The following is a 15797-nucleotide window of genomic DNA, read 5'->3' on the forward strand; positions in this document are numbered from 1 at the left end:
CTGTGCGCCTCTCAACAAATTCGATTCACTGGAATAATTTATTTAATTAATACCTGACTGTTTTACTCAGGTAAATTTGATACAATAATCCAAATTTCAAAATATGTAGGACTTGCTGATGATAACTATATCAGAAGAAGCCCAGGCTCACTTCGTAAAACTGTTGAGTAAACAAGAGTCTGGCACGAATATTCGTGTATTCGTCGTAAATCCAGGCACTTCGTCGGCTGAGTGTGGCGTGTCCTATTGCCCACCAGACGCTGTTGAAGAGACGGATACCCGTTTGCCATTTAACGGTTTCGATGCGGTCGTTGACGAAGAAAGCGCACCGTATTTAGATGAAGCGGAAATTGACTACGTGACCGATCAAATGGGCTCGCAGTTAACCCTTAAAGCACCTAACGCTAAAGCGCGTAAGGTGTCTGACGATGCGCCTTTGATTGAGCGAATCAACTACATGATTGAGTCAGAAATCAACCCTCAGCTGGCCAGCCACGGAGGTAATGTTGTACTGACTGAACTAACTGATGATGGCTACGCCATACTTCAGTTTGGTGGTGGTTGTAATGGTTGCTCGATGGTAGACGTAACGCTTAAAGAGGGTATAGAGAAACAAATGGTAGAGCAGTTTGCTGGCGAGCTTAAGGGCGTGCGCGATGCAACTGAGCACCAAGCAGGCGAGCACTCTTACTATTAAGAGTAATTTTGTACTTTTTAAAGTACATATCTCGATACCGAACTTATGCTAGAGCAAGATATCCACAAAAGCTGGCAACGATTCAAAATAGGTTTATCTATTTTCGTTGTCGGCGTCTTGCTGTTATTTACTTTAAGCGAACTGCATATTGCGCTTCATTATCTAAGCCTTATCATTTTGTTTATCGGCTTTACCATAGCCATGTTGGGCTATTGGGGTATTTTTATTCAGCGTTTCTCGTTTATTAAAAATAAAAAGCCGCCCCCCAAGTTTTAGCCAACGAACTTTGCCATTTAGTTCCAGCAATTACCCCTGCAGCATCATCAGACATTCCAAACTTTCTATTCATATCAATCACGCATAACACTGTTATTCTTAATTTTTTGAGGCTTATACTTCATTCACTCTGCCACTGGTCGGGAGTTCATTTTGTAGGTAGATTAGAGGTTGCGCAAAGTGCCTAACAAAATAAAAGGGAGCTGTGGTGAATACAACAAAGAAGCTGGGCCTGCTTGGCGGAATGAGTTGGGAATCAACGGTCAGTTACTATCAAGCCATAAACCGTGGTGTAAATGCTCGACTTGGCGGCCTTCACAGCGCACCGCTGATAATAAGCAGCGTTGACTTTGCCCACATAGAGCAGCTTCAGCATAAAGGTGAATGGGATAAAACCGCCGATATACTCATCCGCGAGGCCAAGCACTTAGAGGCTGCGGGAGCTAAAGCCGTATTGATTTGTACCAATACCATGCACAAGGTTGCGGCTAGCATTGAACAAAATATTACTATTCCCCTCATTCACATTGCCGACGCCACAGGACGAAAGTTACAGCACAATAAGGTTAAAAAAGTTGGGCTGCTTGGTACCCGTTTTACCATGGAGCAAACCTTTTATACATCGCGCCTTGAAGATGTTTTTAATATTGAGGTTGTTACTCCCAATGCCCAGCAACGAGACATAGTCCATAACATTATTTATGAAGAATTATGCAAGGGCGTGATTTGTATTGAATCCCGTAACGCGTATATTGAAATTATTAACGCGCTAGCGGCCGAGGGTGCTGAAGGCATTATTCTAGGCTGCACAGAAATTGCGTTACTAGTTCAGCAACATCACACCAAAGTGAGGTTATACGATACTACCGCTATCCATGCTGCAGCCGCGGTGGATTTTGCTTTAAGCCCCCAATGAGGTATGACGGAGGGGTAAAATCGGGGCGTTAGTAATAAAGCGCGAATAACCCCATTTTGATAAGAGGGGATTTCCCCTGCTATTTTCAGAGGACACAACTATGTTTAGCCACGTTATGTTAGGTGCAAACGATCTTGAAGCGTCAAAGAAGTTTTACGACGCCATTTTAGGGGTTTTAGGATACGAACCAGGCGTTTTTGATGAATACGGACGGGTATTTTACTATACGCCTAAAGGCATTTTAGCGCTAACGAAGCCAATTAATGGCGAGGCAGCCACCCATGGCAATGGCACTACTCTTGGTCTTGCCGCGCGTACACCTGAACTGGTAGATGAGTGGCATAAAGTAGGTAGCGAAAATGGGGGCGTGCCATGCGAGGATCCACCAGGAATTCGCGGTACCGGTGAACGCCAACTTTACCTTGCCTATTTGCGAGACCCAGCGGGCAACAAGCTCTGTGCAACGCACATCGTAAGAAAATAGCTGTAGTGCGGCCTGCTTAAATGATCACGCTCTTTTTGCAGGCTATTTGCTTTTAGCTGTCTATTTGGCCCAAAGCCCTTTGAATAATAGCACTTTGAGTAATAGCGTTTTGGATAATGCCTAGTTAAGTCTACATATAAGCCCTAACCAAACGAAACTGCATAGGTGTTACTGTTTGGCCGCTCAATATCCTAAACGGGTTTCGCCTTTTCTCGTCTTTTCACTTTGCACTATACATTGTTGCTAGATGAATTAACCTTGAACCAGAAAAAGCTCAGCTAACAGAGGGAATATGACACCTGAAGAAACTGGCAAGGCCTACGACACCATTACACACCTTTGGACTCGTCCTGAATTTAATCAGAAAAATGGTATAACCGCCTACCAAAAAGCATTGTCATTTTTAGCGGACACCCCATCACAAGAGCCTGATACGGTGCCCAGCGAAGCGCTTGATAAGGGAGAAGCGCTTAGTAAGGGAGAAGCGAGCAATAAAGACAAACCAAAGAAACGAGGCTACGCACTAGACATAGGTTGCGGATGCACCAATCGTTTTGTCCCGGTTATCGAACGCGCAGGGCTAACTTACGAAGGCATTGATGTTTCCAAAGATATGCTGGCTATTGCGACGTCCCAGTTACCGGCTCATACCTTCTATTGCGCTGACGTGTGTACATTCACTATCCCCAAGCACTATTCGTTTATTAGCGCTTGGGATAGCTTTTGGCATATTCCCTAACGCAGCAAGAGCCTTTGCTTAAGAAGCTAGTGGATCACTTAGACGATGACGGAGTGTTGCTTTTTAGCTGTGGGGGTACAGATGAAAGCGGCCAACACACAAACGAAGTGATGGGCCCAGAAATCTACTACGCCTCTCTGGGGCTACATAGATACATAGAAATATTGATAGAAGCAGGCGGGTTTGTTCGTCACGTTGAATTCGATCAGCACCCTGAACTACACACTATTATCATTGTGCAAAAAAGAACCGCGCAAAAAACACAGTAGCAAAAAAAATAATACTGAATGATGCCCTAGAAAAACTGAGAGAGGCAGCGTGCTCAGCACGCCTTCCCTACGTAAGGTCAGCGAAGCGTTATAAAACACTAGCTTTGCGGTATCGCTAACTCACCGCGTTTATCTAACCGATAAAAGCTCCAAGCCAATGTCACACCGCGAGCAAGTAAAAAGGCAAGTAGAGCATACCAAAGGCTGACGTTACCCTGATCTTGCGTGAGGTACCAAACGGGGAAATACACCCCTAACGCACTTATTATCATGGTATTTCTCATTGCGCTGGCTCGGGTAAGACCAACAAATACGCCATCGTACAAAAAACACCAATGCGCTAGTAGAGGAAGTAATACCATTAGACCAAGATAAGGTAGCGCAGCTTTTACTATATTTGCGTGCTCGGTAAGCAGCTTGATAATAGCATCGCCCCCCGCAAAAAAAATCAGGCTGTAAATAAGGGCAAAAACACTGGACCAGACTAACCCTTGGTAGGTGCGTCGTTTCACTTCGCTGCTGTCAGACGCCCCCTTGGCTTCACCCACCAGCGCTTCCACACCATACGCAATGCCATCAAGTCCCAATGCAATAAGAACAAAGAACTGCATGAGTATGGCATTGACGGCCGCCGACGTTTCGCCGTAACGGGCACCTTGAATGGTGAGAAACGCTAAGCAGCCCTGTAATGCTAAGTTACGTAATAGCATGTCACCGTTAAGCTTCATCAGTACCTTCCGAGCTGCACGGTTAAACCACGATGCACTCACCGCGACACCGCCAACGCGCTTAAACGCCACCGCTAGCGCCATTATAGCCATGGTATACTCAGCGAATACACTGGCCAGCGCCACGCCAGCGACAGACAAACCAAGCCCGAACACAAACACTACATCGAGTCCCGCATTCAATAAATTTCCCACAATTTGAATAGCCATGACGCTGCGCGTTTTTTGCTGCCCTACTAACCATCCAACTAATGCCAGATTAAGCATGGCAGCTGGTGCGCCCCACACCCGGGTCGAAAAGTAATTTTGAAGGTGAAGGGCAACGTCACTGTTTGGCTGGGTTAATGCTAAACCTATAGACAAAATAGGAGATTGCAGCGCAAGCACTGCGCCCCCTAATACCAAGGCAACCGCAACCGTTTGCCACAATACTTTTGCTGACTCTAATGTATTGTTTGTCGACCCTTTAGCTTGTGCACTTAAGCCTGTTGACGACATGCGAAGAAACCCGCACACCCAGTATATTTGCGTTAAGATAAGTGCTCCCACCGATGCCCCTGCTAGCATGGCAGGTAAAGACATGTGCCCCAAAACCGCGGTATCCACCAAACCTAATAGAGGCGTAGTAATATTCGCTAAGATCATAGGAAGCGCTAATGCCAACAGACGGGAATGGTCGTCAAAAAAGGAGCGCTGGGTTAGTTGGGCAGGGGACATAAATGATCTCAGTAGGGGTTAATTTCGCTATATACTATCAACCTATGCAACGGCATAAGTGAAATGCGTACCAGCTTGACCATGTATAAGATTGGCCAAGTCGCATTATTTGGAGTTTACCATGCTATTGAATTTGATTAGGCACTCAGTGGATGATGATATGAAAACCAACAATGTAATTCAAAACAGAGCGATGAATCGCGCTCGCTTAAAAGCCTTAACTGCAATGTTCTTGGCGGTTTTCAGTGTAGTGTTGGTTGCGCCTAGCCTTGCAGCAGGTTCTGCTGCTGATGCGACGTCCAACACGAAGGAACAAAGCCAAGACAACATTAAAGCCAAAGTAAGTACCACTCCCAACGCGGCTATTTTGCTTTATCATCATGTTTCGTCTTCTACGCCAGCCAGCACCAGTATTTCGCCTGAAGCCTTTAAATCGCACATGGAATACTTGGACGCACACCACACTGTGGTTTCGCTACAGGACGTTGTTTCAGCTATACAGCACAACACCACACTGCCAGAAAATTCGGTCGCGATTACGTTTGACGATGGCTACGCAAACATTTTAGACAATGCTCACCCAATTCTCGCCGAATTCGGTTTTCCTTATACTGTGTTCATTAATCCTGATGAAATAGGTGTGGGCCCCCAGCAGCTAACCTGGGAACAGGTGATAGCAATGCAAAACGATGGCGTCGTCTTTGCCAATCACACGCTAGACCACCTGCACATGCTAAACGGTGAGCAGGAAATGGGAGAGCGCACATGGTTAGAAAAAGTATGGCAAAACGTAGAACGTGCTGAAAAGAAGATAGAAGATAAATTAGATATCAGTCTTAAATATTTAGCCTACCCATTTGGTGAGTACAATACGGCGCTCGCTAACAAGCTCAAAGAGGAAGGTTACATAGGATTCGGTCAGCACTCGGGGGCTGTAGGGCCAACTAGTGATATGCAGGCACTACCGCGCTTCCCAGCGGCAGGACCTTACGCCAATTTAGCAACGCTAAAGACCAAATTAAATAGCCTTGCCATGCCAGTTACACACAGTTCACACGACAACCCTCGTATGAAAACTAGAACCCTATCATCGCCCATAAGCTTAACGATAGGCAGTGACGATGTTCGCCTTACCCAAGTAAATTGCTTTTTTGGCGGTGACCCCATTAAGACCAGTGTTCAAGATAACGTGCTTACGTTTCGTCTTTCAAAAACACTTCCTGTGGGACGTTCACGTGTGAACTGTACAGCACCGTCCAATACACACGCGGGTCGTTATTATTGGTACTCAACGCCTTTCTTCGTGGCAGATGAAAAGGGAAATTACCCTGACTGAGTATTTAAATAAGAGCGAGTTTTTTGTGTTTCCGCTCGCTCTTATTTAAAAAAAGCATTCACCTATACAGGTTTAGCAAAGCGAATAAAGCCTTTGTTTATCGACTCTTCTACGAAATTGTGGCGCTGATAAAAGCGAATAGCGGGCACATTCGACACTTCAACATCTAACACCAGTTTGCGCTTCTTCAACTTCTCCGCTCGCGCCTGCATGGCATCGACTAGCATCGACCCCACACCAGTACGACGGGCACTTTCCTCTACTGAGAGGTGCCCTATCATGAGCTCGGTATTGGTAGGCGGCGTAAGGTTGATAGCCACCGTCTGGTTACGCATCAGCACTGTCATTGCTTCGTCGAGGGTAAAGTACGAGGTGATGCTATCAAGGGTAGCTCGGTCGAACGCCGCGCCTAATTTGCTATGCCATGACGTCACGACACCAAGCACTTCATCACCGCAACACGCAACCCAATGATTCTTATAACCATACTGACCGCCACCGAGTTCCCAAGCATGAGAGAGGTAGCCATCGGCCGTTTTATTCTTATTGTGTCCAAAAATAGACGTTAACAACGACTGCGCCGCATTTAATATGAGTGGCGTAGTATGTGCGGCGTCAGATGCCACACCTTGCCTTATTTTGATATCCATATTACTGCTTCGAGATTATTATTGGCATGTCTGCTAATATTTGCTGGGAATCACTTATCGATAGCTTTCCTGGCTCTCTTTTTGGTTTGAATCTTCCTATCACCCTAGCTTCAGGGTCGACAAGTACGACAGATGCACTGTGATCGACTAAATAATTAGGATTATCGGTACTTTCGGCAATGGCATACATCATTCCTAAATTGCGTACAAATGGAAATAGCGCCTTATGCTCTCCAGTAACGGCAATGAACTCCTCATTAAAATAGCTCACATACTCTGAAAGTCTTTCAATCGAGTCGCGATTTGGGTCAACCGACACAAAAACAACTCGAATGGGTTGGACACTGTTTAATGCTTTTAGTTCAGGATATATACCGTTTAGTTCGGCCATGGTAGTAGGGCAAATATCAGGGCAAAACGTATAGCCCACAAATAATAAACTCCACTGCCCTTTTAACGATGAATTATCGAACACTTTGCCTTCATGAGACGTTAGTGAAAACGGTGATAAGGCTCTTGGTTCAGGGTACGTTTGAAAGTATTCCGGCTGACTTTCAACACTTGGGGGCGCAATATACAACGCCCCTACAATGCCCGCGCATAACGCTAAAAATGCAACAAGGCCGACGACAGTTCGTTGATTCATAAACTCAGTGGTATGTAGTGATCTAAGAGTAATACGACAAACAATACCATGAGATGAATAATTGAAAACCTAAAAGTTTTCATTGCAGTTTGAGGCTGAGCATCAAATTTTAACTTCAATGCATAATATAAAAATCCGATATTAAGCACGCTTGAGCCAATCAGATAAATAAGATCGCTCATGCCAGTAAGATAGGGAAGCAAACACACAAGTCCCAGCAATACCGTATACAGCAACACTGAAGTTTTGGTAAATGACACGCCATGGGTTACCGGCAACATAGGCACTTTCGCTTTTGCATAGTCTTTCTCTCTATGAATGGCGAGCGCCCAAAAATGTGGTGGGGTCCAGGTAAAGATAATCAGCACTAACAGCAGGGCATGCGCATGAATTTCTCCGGTTACCGCGGTCCATCCAAGAAGCGGCGGTGCAGCGCCTGCTAAACCACCAATCACGATATTTTGCGGTGTCGCACGTTTTAGATACATGGTGTAGATAAACGCATACCCCACCAAGCTAGCTAGGGTTAACCACGCAGTAAGCATATTCACAAAAAGGGCGAGTACTACAAATCCAACAACCCCTAATATGCCAGCAAACCACAGGGCGTTATTCACGCTTACTTTGCCTTTTGCGACGGGTCGGTTAAATGTACGCGCCATCACACTATCTATTTTATGGTCGACAACATGGTTAATAACAGCAGCAGAAGCGGACAGCATACCTATACCCAGTAAACCACAGATAAGCACGGTTGCGTTCACCCACGTGGGGGTGGCTAAACACATCCCAACTAATGCGGTTAACAGTAGTAACATGACCACATTAGGCTTTGTCATTTCATAATAATCTCGCCACGAGACTACATTATGCTGACGTGAACTACGTGCGTGTAAAGAGACCGATTTAGCCATGGAAACCTCCTGGAGCTTTAGGAAGAATATGAGAAGAAGTAGACTCACTAAAAGGAGCGGACAAGGGCGCCTTGTGAATTCTATAAGCACCCACATCCTGCAGTGATTTAGTTCCTGAGAATGAAACTGTATGTGGCTTTTCTTTACTGTAAGCCTGGTCGTTTTCTAAACTTAGAAAAACGGTAAAAATAAGATTGAGTAGGGAAAGCAATAATACCGCTGCGACGGCGTTATGCATTACCGCGACGGCAAGCGGCAGCATAAAGATGATGTTGCTAAGCCCGAGTGCCACTTGTGTGCACAACGCTACCAACATAAACGCTCCGACATATTTCTGCTTATCGGTGGCATGACGGCTTACCAAGACGCAAATTCCCAGCGCCAGCAAATATAAAAACGTCACAACGGCGCCAAACCGATGGACAATGTGCATAGTGACTCGCTCACCGTAATCATGAGCACCAAATTCATAGTTATCCGCATCGGGTACGCTAAATGCGCCTGCGATATCTATTCTTTCCTGCCAACCACTCTCGCAAACTGGCATTTCTGTACAGGCCAGCGCAGCATAATTTGCAGAAGTCCATCCACCCAGCGCAATTTGCGTTACAAGCACAACTAAACCAATAAACGCGAAGCGCTTAAGGTTTCGCTGAAATACCTTAGCTTGGGGTAAGTCGCCAATTGCATTGTCATGCATTTCAGACGCTGAAGGTGTGTCGTTATTTTTCGGTAATTTATAAGCGGTATTTCGCAAACGAAGATAAAGAATAAACAAGCAGGAGAGTACAGAGAATCCCCCCAACAAATGCCCCATCACCACTACAGGCAGCAAATTAAGCGTTACTGTCCACATGCCAAGTGCAGCCTGAAATATAATGAGTCCCAGTAGCAATAGCGGTAGCCTAACAGGTACGCCTGTTTTGCGCTGTTTAACAGCGATAATGGCAATAGCCAATACGCATAGCCCGAGCGTGCCTGCAAAATAGCGGTGAATCATTTCGTTCCACGCTTTAGAAGCTTCAACCGGACGCTCAGGAAAAGCGGCATTAGCCTGAGCCACTTTCTCCTCACTTAAGGGCACGGTCATATGGCCATAGCACCCAGGCCAATCTGGACAACCCAGCCCGGCGTCGGTCAAACGCGTATAGGCACCTAGAATAATGACCACCGCGGCTAAAAAGATACTGAATAAGGTTAACTTTTTCATGGCTGTTATCCTATGCGCGATAGCTTTAGTAGTTTTCTCATGTCCGCCAGCATGTTGCGGCTTTCCATTACAGCGTCTTTTCTATCGTCCTTAATTTCATAAAACAGCATGGCGTTATTCTGTGTATCAACAATATACACACTGCTAGAGGCGAGCGCGGTTGGCGAAGTGACAGACAACGTTTCTACAAAGGGGTAGTCAGTAAGTGCGTCTATCGCCGCCTGATCACTTGAAGGAGTGGTGACCACCAAGGCTTGGGCGCGGTCAGATTCTTTACCGAGTGCCAGCCACACCTGATTAATACTAAAAAGCGCGTTTTCGCACACGGCATCGCATTTATTGGGCATTACATATAGTAACCGCCACTTAGGCTCGGCGTCTTTGAGTAGCGCGCTCATGTCGATAGTCGGAGCGAGTAACTGACCCTTATTGGTAGCACCTTTCGTAAACCAGTCGTTATCAAGCGCAAGCTTCGCCAAGACCACAGGCAAAACAAACACCGCTACCATAATTATTAATGTTTTCTTTGAAGCCACATTACTCATAACTACGTCCTTTCTTACTAATGGCAAAGCCGCCTATTGCCGCTGCAGCAATGGCTAAACCAAACCACTGAATTGCGTAACCTAGGTGCTTTTCGGGAGACATTACAACGGCCTGATGTTCGCGAATAAACGCAGGGTCAGGCGTGGTAAGTTGAAGAATAAAAGGTAAAAACTTGCGCTCTAAGGCGTTGCTCAGCGTAGAGAATTCGATATGTTGTATAAGTGCTGGGCTTTGAGACAAAGCCACGTTGGTTTCTTTAACTAATGGGTTGTTACCCGGTACACTGAGCACACCGGTGAACTCGCGCGTTTCGCTTTCAAAACTTATGTCCGGTAAAGAACGCGTAAGATCTGGCGCGGGTACCCACCCAAAATTCACTAAGAGCCACCCAAAATTGGTGCGAACTGGTGCTATAACGTCAAACCCCACCCGCTGATTGTAAATCTGATTATCTAAAAGCAGTACGTGATTAGCATCCAATGTTCCACTGAATGACACGGTAATGTCCCGAGGGTCATCAACATTCAACGCCTCTTCTAAACTCAAGGTTCCATTACTTTGCTTTTGCGCTATGCTAGCTAAGCGTTGTTGCTTTTGGACCATGCGATCAAGTTGCCAGTACCCTAAACCGCACATAATCGCCACACTGACACCCGTGAGTAACCAAGGAATAACGTGGCTTGTGCGAGAAAACATGATTATCTCGCCCCATGCAAAATTAAAATAAAAACAGAGGTGAGTATGTTGATAAAATTAGTCCTTGTTGCATTAGTGTTGTACATGATCGTTAATTTGTTCATGGCGATGCGTATCATGATGAAAAACGACACATCAAAAGGGCCTATGAGTAAGTATATTGGTCGACGCGTGCTCACTTCTGCCATCATCGTTATTATTATTCTTATCGCTATTGGTACTGGCTTAATTACCCCAAACCCAAGGCCCTATTGAGTTTGGGGCTTCCTTTTAAAGTACGTAAACAAAGATGTAGAGCATGACCCACACTACATCTACAAAGTGCCAGTACCAGCTACCCGCCTGAAATGCGAAGTGGTTGTCTGGCGTAAAGTGGCCTTTCAATACTCTGAAAAACATCACTATCAGAATGATTGTCCCAAGAGTGACATGCATGCCGTGAAAACCGGTGAGCATAAAGAAGGTGTTTCCATAAATACCCGATTGGAGGGTTAGTCCCAGGTCGCGATAGGCATGGATATATTCCTCTACCTGCAAAAACAGGAACCCACACCCGAGTAAAATAGTGATACCCAGCATTAGCGTAAGCTGCTTGCGCTTATTCTGCTCTAACCCTACGTGGGCAAAGTGCAACGTGATTGAAGAAACAAGCAGAATAACCGTATTGATTGTCGGCAAACCCGCAGCGCTCATTTCCTGTGTAGTAATACCGCCTGGCGTTGACACCAATGGCCACATAGCCTCAAAGGTCGGCCATAAGACTTCATTGGTCATGGCATTGTTCGATGCACCGCCTAGCCAAGGAACAGAGATAAATCTTGCGTAGTAGAGCGCGCCGAAAAACGCCGCGAAAAACATCACTTCTGAAAAGATGAACCAGCTCATACCTTGTCGATATGAGCGCCCTAATTGATCGCTATAAAGCCCTGACATCGACTCGTCAATTTGGTTTTTAAACCAGCCTACTAGCATAACGAGCAACACGGCTACGCCGACAAGAAGGATGTGACCTCCGTAGCCGGATTCGCCTTTTGTTGCTTGCACCACAAAATTTCCTGCACCGACGGCAATGAGAAATAGTGCGACAGCGCCAACAATGGGCCATGGACTTTGTGCGGGTACATAATATTTTTGGTATTCGTGATTCTGTACTTCGGGTTGCATTTTCTTCTCCTTACCCCTTCGGCCTATTCGCCATTTGATGGTGTTGAAGCCATAAAGGGATTCGGTGTTGTCGTTAGGTCACTTGCTCGCGCTGTGACGTCATAGAGTGTGTACTGCAAGGTAAAAAACGTAATTTCTTTAGGTAGTTGTGGATCTACATAAAATTGCATGGGCATATAGGCTTCACTACCCGCATCTAACGGCTGCTGGTTGAAACAAAAGCACTCTGTCTTATTTAGATAGAGCGCAGCCGTGCCGGGAGATACAGAAGGGATTGCCTGAGCCACAATATTGCTTGAGGCGGGGTTTCTCACATAAAACGACACCGTATTTAGTTCGCCAGGGTGCACTTTCACGCGCTTCGTTTCTGCGCGAAACTCCCAGGGCATACCGGTATTTGTGCGGGTAATAAACTCGACCGTCACTTCGCGCGACTCATCAATCTCAACCGATTGATAAACCGCAGCCGTACCCTCAGTTTTGCCGTTAATTCCCGTGACATCACAAAACACGTCGTATAAGGGAACAAGAGCAAAGCCGAAGCCAAACATGCCAATAACAATAGCAACAAGCTTAATAACCATCTTGTTGTTTGCACTTTGCTGTGACATCACGCGACCTCCGGGTAAATCCAAAGGTGAGGATAGCTAAACACTTAAATAAGCTGCTTATCTCCCTCACCACCTGCAATGTGTGAATGTCATTCCCGTCAGCTTTTGCAGGTTGAAAGGAATGACCTACTCACAACTCCACCTGCCGTTACTTAACGACAGGTGGCGTTTCAAATGTGTGATAAGGGGCAGGTGAAGGAATTTCCCATTCCAACCCTTCAGCGCCGTCCCAAACCTGAGCTGATACAGCGTCACCTTGCTTCTTGCATGCTTTAATAAGCAGAGCAAGAAAGATGAGCTGAGATAAACCGAACGCAAAACCACCTAAGCTTATCCATTTATTGAAATCAGCGAACTGCAATGCGTAGTCAGGAATACGGCGTGGCATGCCAGCCAAACCGACAAAGTGCATAGGGAAGAACAACACATTGACCGACACCAGTGAGCACCAGAAATGCCATTTAGCTAAGGTTGTGTCATACATTTTTCCCGTCCATTTAGGCAACCAGTAATACACTGCCGCCATAATGGAGAAGACAGCCCCTGTCACCAGAACATAGTGGAAGTGGGCTACCACGAAATACGTGTCGTGGTACTGGAAGTCCACAGGGGTGATCGCCAACATTAGCCCCGATAGCCCGCCAATGGTAAATAGCACAATAAAGGCAATGGCGAACATCATTGGCATTTCGAAGCTGAGCGATCCACGCCACATAGTTGCCACCCAGTTAAAGACTTTAACGCCAGTAGGCACCGAGATAAGCATGGTGGCAAACATAAAGAACATCTCCATGTACACCGGCATACCCGTGGTAAACATATGGTGGGCCCAAACTACAAAGGACAGTAAGGCAATAGACGCCGTGGCGTACACCATAGACGCATAACCAAATAACTGCTTTCTTGAAAAGGTAGGAACAATTTGCGAGATAATGCCAAAAGCGGGCAAGATCATTATGTACACTTCAGGGTGCCCGAAGAACCAGAAAATATGCTGGAACATAACTGGGTCGCCGCCACCAGCAGCATCAAAGAAACTGGTTCCAAAGAATTTATCGGTTAACACCATGGTGACCGCACCGGCGAGCACTGGCATTACGGCAATAAGCAAGAATGCTGTGATTAGCCATGTCCATACGAATAACGGCATTTTCATCCAGGTCATGCCTGGTGCACGCATATTAAAGATGGTCACGATCACGTTAATCGCGCCCATAATGGATGAAATACCCATAATGTGTACAGAGAACACAAACAATGCGGTGGAATCACCACTGTAGGTTGTTGAAAGGGGCGCGTAGAAAGTCCAACCAAAAGCAGGACCGCCGCCTTCCATAAATAGGGAACTTAGCAGAATTAAAAAGGCGCCAGGTAAAATCCAGAAGCTCCAGTTATTCATGCGCGGCAATGCCATATCAGGGGCGCCAATCATCATTGGAATCAGCCAGTTTGCGAGCCCTGTAAAGGCTGGCATAACCGCACCAAATACCATGATAAGCCCATGCACTGTGGTCATTTGGTTAAAGAAATTTGGCTCTACAATTTGCAAGCCAGGTTGGAACAATTCTGCGCGAATGACCATGGCCATCGCACCACCAACTAAAAACATGATAAAGGCAAACCACAAATAAAGTGTGCCTATGTCTTTATGGTTGGTGGTAAATAGCCAGCGCGTTATGCCCTTTGGAATGTGATCGTGATGCTCATGATCGTGGTGTCCATGCGCTTGGTCATCATGAGGCGCAGAGGTATCTGGCGAAATAACTTCTGTTGCTTTGCTCATTGTCTGCTCCTAGTTTCCGTTAGCCACTGCGTTGACGTCTTTGGCTTGAACCATATCGCCAGTTTTATTTCCCCAAGCATTTCGCTCGTAGGTAACAACCGCGGCAATTTCCTTAAGACTTAGCATTTTTCCAAACGCTTGCATGGCCGTACCTGACTTACCATGAAGCACAATGTCAATGTGACCCTGCTGATCCTCCAGCGCCATCTTGCTGCCTTTCAATGCTGGGAATACGCCAGGTAACCCTTCGCCATTTGGCATATGACACGCTGCACAAGTTGTGTTGTAGACTCGCTCGCCTTCTTTCATCAATTCGTCCATAGACATATTCATAGAAAGCAAACGCTGTTCTTCTTCTTTAGCTTTGCGAACAATTTCTTCTTGCTCGTTCATCCACTTGTCAAATTCGGCAGGCTCTTTCGCGATAACCACAACGGGCATGTAACCGTGGTCTTTTCCACATAACTCAGCGCATTGCCCACGGTAGATCCCTGGCTCATTAACCTTGGCCCAAGATTCATTGATAAAGCCTGGGTTTGCATCTTTCTTCACCGCAAAATCGGGAACCCACCAAGAATGAATAACGTCATCAGAGGTAATAAGAAAACGTACTTTTTTACCTGTGGGAATAACCAGAGGGCGGTCAACTTCAAGCAGGTAGTTATCTGTTTTCTGGAATTTGTTCTCTATTTGCTCACGCTGAGTGGCAAGCAGCGAGTAAAACTCTACGTCGCTGTCCATGTACTTATAGTGCCACTTCCACTGCGAACCTGTGACTAACACTGTCATATCAGGTTTGGACGTGTCTTCCATAGCGATAAGGGTGTTCGCTGCGGGCACTGCCATGAAAATAAGAATAAGAAAGGGAATAACAGTCCAGGCGATTTCAACCTTTACATTCTCGTGAAAATTGGCTGGCTTGGCACCACGGGACTTTCTATGTAGATACATTGAGGCGAACATCACGCCAAAAACTACAACCGCGATGCCTACGCATATGAAGAACATTAGCATGTGGAGGTCGTAGACCTGACCGCTAATGTCGGTTGCACCGCGTCTTAAATTAAGGGAAGAGGCTTCTTCACCTACTTCTTGCGCAAAAAGCAATGGGGAAAAAAGCAAAATGGGTATACTAGAACACCATTTTGCGAATACGGTCATTAGTTGTTTCACTCAGCACCTCCGTAATGGCGAGGTCAAAGACGCTGATTTGTTTGCGCAATGCCCTACCAAATGGTTAGCGAACGATTGACCCACTACTTCAACTTGTAAAACAAATTTAGAGTCATTGTTATTATTTTGTTAATCTTTGTATAAGAATTGCGCAATAATGTCGTGCCGTCTAGTCTTTTCTATTAAAAATTTAACGAAGTGGTTAATTTTTAATCATTTAGTGAAAAATCTTTGATCTTATT

18 protein-coding genes are annotated in these 15797 nt (G+C 45.8%); 7 read left to right on the top strand and 11 right to left on the bottom strand.

The genetic code is table 11. The features are described 5' to 3' along the window. The first annotated feature begins 118 nt into the window (after positions 1–118). From nfuA to BGK61_RS19685, 5 genes are all read left to right on the top strand, one after another. Positions 119–697, top strand: coding sequence for a Fe-S biogenesis protein NfuA (gene nfuA / locus BGK61_RS01500; RefSeq protein WP_015000076.1), 579 nt, complete (start codon positions 119–121; stop codon positions 695–697). A gap of 484 nt (positions 698–1181) precedes the next feature. Further along, positions 1182–1889 (top strand): aspartate/glutamate racemase family protein, encoded by a 708-nt coding sequence (locus BGK61_RS01510; protein WP_015000078.1) that lies wholly within the window; start codon positions 1182–1184, stop codon positions 1887–1889. A gap of 100 nt (positions 1890–1989) precedes the next feature. Further along, entirely contained in the window at positions 1990–2373 is a 384-nt protein-coding gene (locus BGK61_RS01515) for a VOC family protein (RefSeq protein WP_015000079.1), read from the top strand. A gap of 292 nt (positions 2374–2665) precedes the next feature. Next, complete coding sequence (locus BGK61_RS19680) at positions 2666–3112, top strand: class I SAM-dependent methyltransferase (protein ID WP_234349537.1); 447 nt, start codon at positions 2666–2668, stop codon at positions 3110–3112. Next, positions 3097–3381 carry a hypothetical protein gene (locus tag BGK61_RS19685; RefSeq protein ID WP_234349538.1) on the top strand — a complete coding sequence of 95 codons (285 nt, stop codon included), beginning with the start codon at positions 3097–3099 and terminating at the stop codon, positions 3379–3381. Before BGK61_RS19680 ends, BGK61_RS19685 begins: the two co-directional genes overlap by 16 nt. A 98-nt stretch (positions 3382–3479) precedes the next feature. On the opposite strand, the gene BGK61_RS01525 is transcribed toward BGK61_RS19685, so the two are convergent. Beyond that, positions 3480–4826 (bottom strand): MATE family efflux transporter, encoded by a 1347-nt coding sequence (locus BGK61_RS01525; protein WP_015000081.1) that lies wholly within the window; start codon positions 4824–4826, stop codon positions 3480–3482. Between the two features lie 121 nt (positions 4827–4947). Between BGK61_RS01525 and BGK61_RS01530 the strand changes: the two genes are divergently transcribed. Next, the gene (locus BGK61_RS01530) at positions 4948–6162 is read left to right on the top strand and encodes a polysaccharide deacetylase family protein (RefSeq protein WP_015000082.1); all 1215 of its coding nucleotides are present in this window, start codon (positions 4948–4950) and stop codon (positions 6160–6162) included. Positions 6163–6224: 62 nt separating this feature from the next. Here BGK61_RS01530 and BGK61_RS01535 read toward each other — a convergent pair whose 3' ends face one another. The 6 genes from BGK61_RS01535 to BGK61_RS01560 are packed head-to-tail and all read right to left on the bottom strand — an operon-like array spanning position 6225 to position 10824. Beyond that, a complete protein-coding gene (locus BGK61_RS01535) occupies positions 6225–6812 on the bottom strand; it encodes a GNAT family N-acetyltransferase (RefSeq protein WP_015000083.1) in 588 nt (195 codons plus the stop codon). Position 6813: 1 nt separating this feature from the next. Then, on the bottom strand, positions 6814–7458 hold the full coding sequence (locus BGK61_RS01540) for an SCO family protein (protein WP_015000084.1): 645 nt from the start codon (positions 7456–7458) through the stop codon (positions 6814–6816). Next, positions 7455–8372, bottom strand: coding sequence for a heme o synthase (cyoE, locus tag BGK61_RS01545; protein WP_015000085.1), 918 nt, complete (start codon positions 8370–8372; stop codon positions 7455–7457). The genes BGK61_RS01540 and cyoE overlap by 4 nt, the downstream gene beginning before the upstream one ends. Further along, entirely contained in the window at positions 8365–9582 is a 1218-nt protein-coding gene (locus BGK61_RS01550; RefSeq protein WP_015000086.1) for a COX15/CtaA family protein, read from the bottom strand. Before BGK61_RS01550 ends, cyoE begins: the two co-directional genes overlap by 8 nt. A 5-nt stretch (positions 9583–9587) precedes the next feature. Then, positions 9588–10127: a hypothetical protein gene (locus tag BGK61_RS01555; protein ID WP_015000087.1), complete on the bottom strand. Its 540-nt coding sequence runs from the start codon at positions 10125–10127 to the stop codon at positions 9588–9590. Further along, positions 10120–10824 (bottom strand): SURF1 family protein, encoded by a 705-nt coding sequence (locus BGK61_RS01560; RefSeq protein WP_015000088.1) that lies wholly within the window; start codon positions 10822–10824, stop codon positions 10120–10122. The genes BGK61_RS01555 and BGK61_RS01560 overlap by 8 nt, the downstream gene beginning before the upstream one ends. 45 nt (positions 10825–10869) lie before the next feature. Here BGK61_RS01560 and BGK61_RS01565 point away from each other — a divergent pair, with 45 nt between their 5' ends. Further along, positions 10870–11079, top strand: a complete 210-nt coding sequence (locus BGK61_RS01565; protein WP_044556870.1) for a DUF2909 domain-containing protein — start codon at positions 10870–10872, stop codon at positions 11077–11079. Positions 11080–11094: 15 nt separating this feature from the next. On the opposite strand, the gene BGK61_RS01570 is transcribed toward BGK61_RS01565, so the two are convergent. From BGK61_RS01570 to coxB, 4 genes are all read right to left on the bottom strand, one after another. Then, positions 11095–11988: a cytochrome c oxidase subunit 3 gene (locus BGK61_RS01570; protein ID WP_015000090.1), complete on the bottom strand. Its 894-nt coding sequence runs from the start codon at positions 11986–11988 to the stop codon at positions 11095–11097. A gap of 23 nt (positions 11989–12011) precedes the next feature. Then, positions 12012–12599: a cytochrome c oxidase assembly protein gene (locus tag BGK61_RS01575; protein WP_015000091.1), complete on the bottom strand. Its 588-nt coding sequence runs from the start codon at positions 12597–12599 to the stop codon at positions 12012–12014. Positions 12600–12747: 148 nt separating this feature from the next. Next, positions 12748–14382 carry a cytochrome c oxidase subunit I gene (ctaD, locus tag BGK61_RS01580; protein ID WP_015000092.1) on the bottom strand — a complete coding sequence of 545 codons (1635 nt, stop codon included), beginning with the start codon at positions 14380–14382 and terminating at the stop codon, positions 12748–12750. 9 nt (positions 14383–14391) lie between these two features. After that, a complete protein-coding gene (gene coxB, locus BGK61_RS01585) occupies positions 14392–15555 on the bottom strand; it encodes a cytochrome c oxidase subunit II (protein ID WP_083648712.1) in 1164 nt (387 codons plus the stop codon). Positions 15556–15797: the final 242 nt, after the last annotated feature.

This window comes from Alteromonas abrolhosensis (assembly GCF_001953635.1).
Lineage (GTDB): Bacteria > Pseudomonadota > Gammaproteobacteria > Enterobacterales > Alteromonadaceae > Alteromonas > Alteromonas abrolhosensis.

Excerpts from the sequence above, each read along its gene's own strand:
- BGK61_RS01560 (WP_015000088.1), bottom strand. The coding sequence starts at position 10,824 with ATGTTTTCTCGCACAAGCCACGTTATTCCTTGGTTACTCACGGGTGTC.
- ctaD (WP_015000092.1), bottom strand. The coding sequence starts at position 14,382 with ATGAGCAAAGCAACAGAAGTTATTTCGCCAGATACCTCTGCGCCTCAT.
- BGK61_RS01570 (WP_015000090.1), bottom strand. The coding sequence starts at position 11,988 with ATGCAACCCGAAGTACAGAATCACGAATACCAAAAATATTATGTACCC.
- BGK61_RS01515 (WP_015000079.1), top strand. The coding sequence starts at position 1,990 with ATGTTTAGCCACGTTATGTTAGGTGCAAACGATCTTGAAGCGTCAAAG.
- BGK61_RS01550 (WP_015000086.1), bottom strand. The coding sequence starts at position 9,582 with ATGAAAAAGTTAACCTTATTCAGTATCTTTTTAGCCGCGGTGGTCATT.
- BGK61_RS01565 (WP_044556870.1), top strand. The coding sequence starts at position 10,870 with ATGTTGATAAAATTAGTCCTTGTTGCATTAGTGTTGTACATGATCGTT.
- BGK61_RS01575 (WP_015000091.1), bottom strand. The coding sequence starts at position 12,599 with ATGTCACAGCAAAGTGCAAACAACAAGATGGTTATTAAGCTTGTTGCT.
- BGK61_RS01555 (WP_015000087.1), bottom strand. The coding sequence starts at position 10,127 with ATGAGTAATGTGGCTTCAAAGAAAACATTAATAATTATGGTAGCGGTG.
- BGK61_RS01530 (WP_015000082.1), top strand. The coding sequence starts at position 4,948 with ATGCTATTGAATTTGATTAGGCACTCAGTGGATGATGATATGAAAACC.
- BGK61_RS01540 (WP_015000084.1), bottom strand. The coding sequence starts at position 7,458 with ATGAATCAACGAACTGTCGTCGGCCTTGTTGCATTTTTAGCGTTATGC.
- BGK61_RS19680 (WP_234349537.1), top strand. The coding sequence starts at position 2,666 with ATGACACCTGAAGAAACTGGCAAGGCCTACGACACCATTACACACCTT.
- nfuA (WP_015000076.1), top strand. The coding sequence starts at position 119 with ATGATAACTATATCAGAAGAAGCCCAGGCTCACTTCGTAAAACTGTTG.
- BGK61_RS01535 (WP_015000083.1), bottom strand. The coding sequence starts at position 6,812 with ATGGATATCAAAATAAGGCAAGGTGTGGCATCTGACGCCGCACATACT.
- BGK61_RS01525 (WP_015000081.1), bottom strand. The coding sequence starts at position 4,826 with ATGTCCCCTGCCCAACTAACCCAGCGCTCCTTTTTTGACGACCATTCC.
- cyoE (WP_015000085.1), bottom strand. The coding sequence starts at position 8,372 with ATGGCTAAATCGGTCTCTTTACACGCACGTAGTTCACGTCAGCATAAT.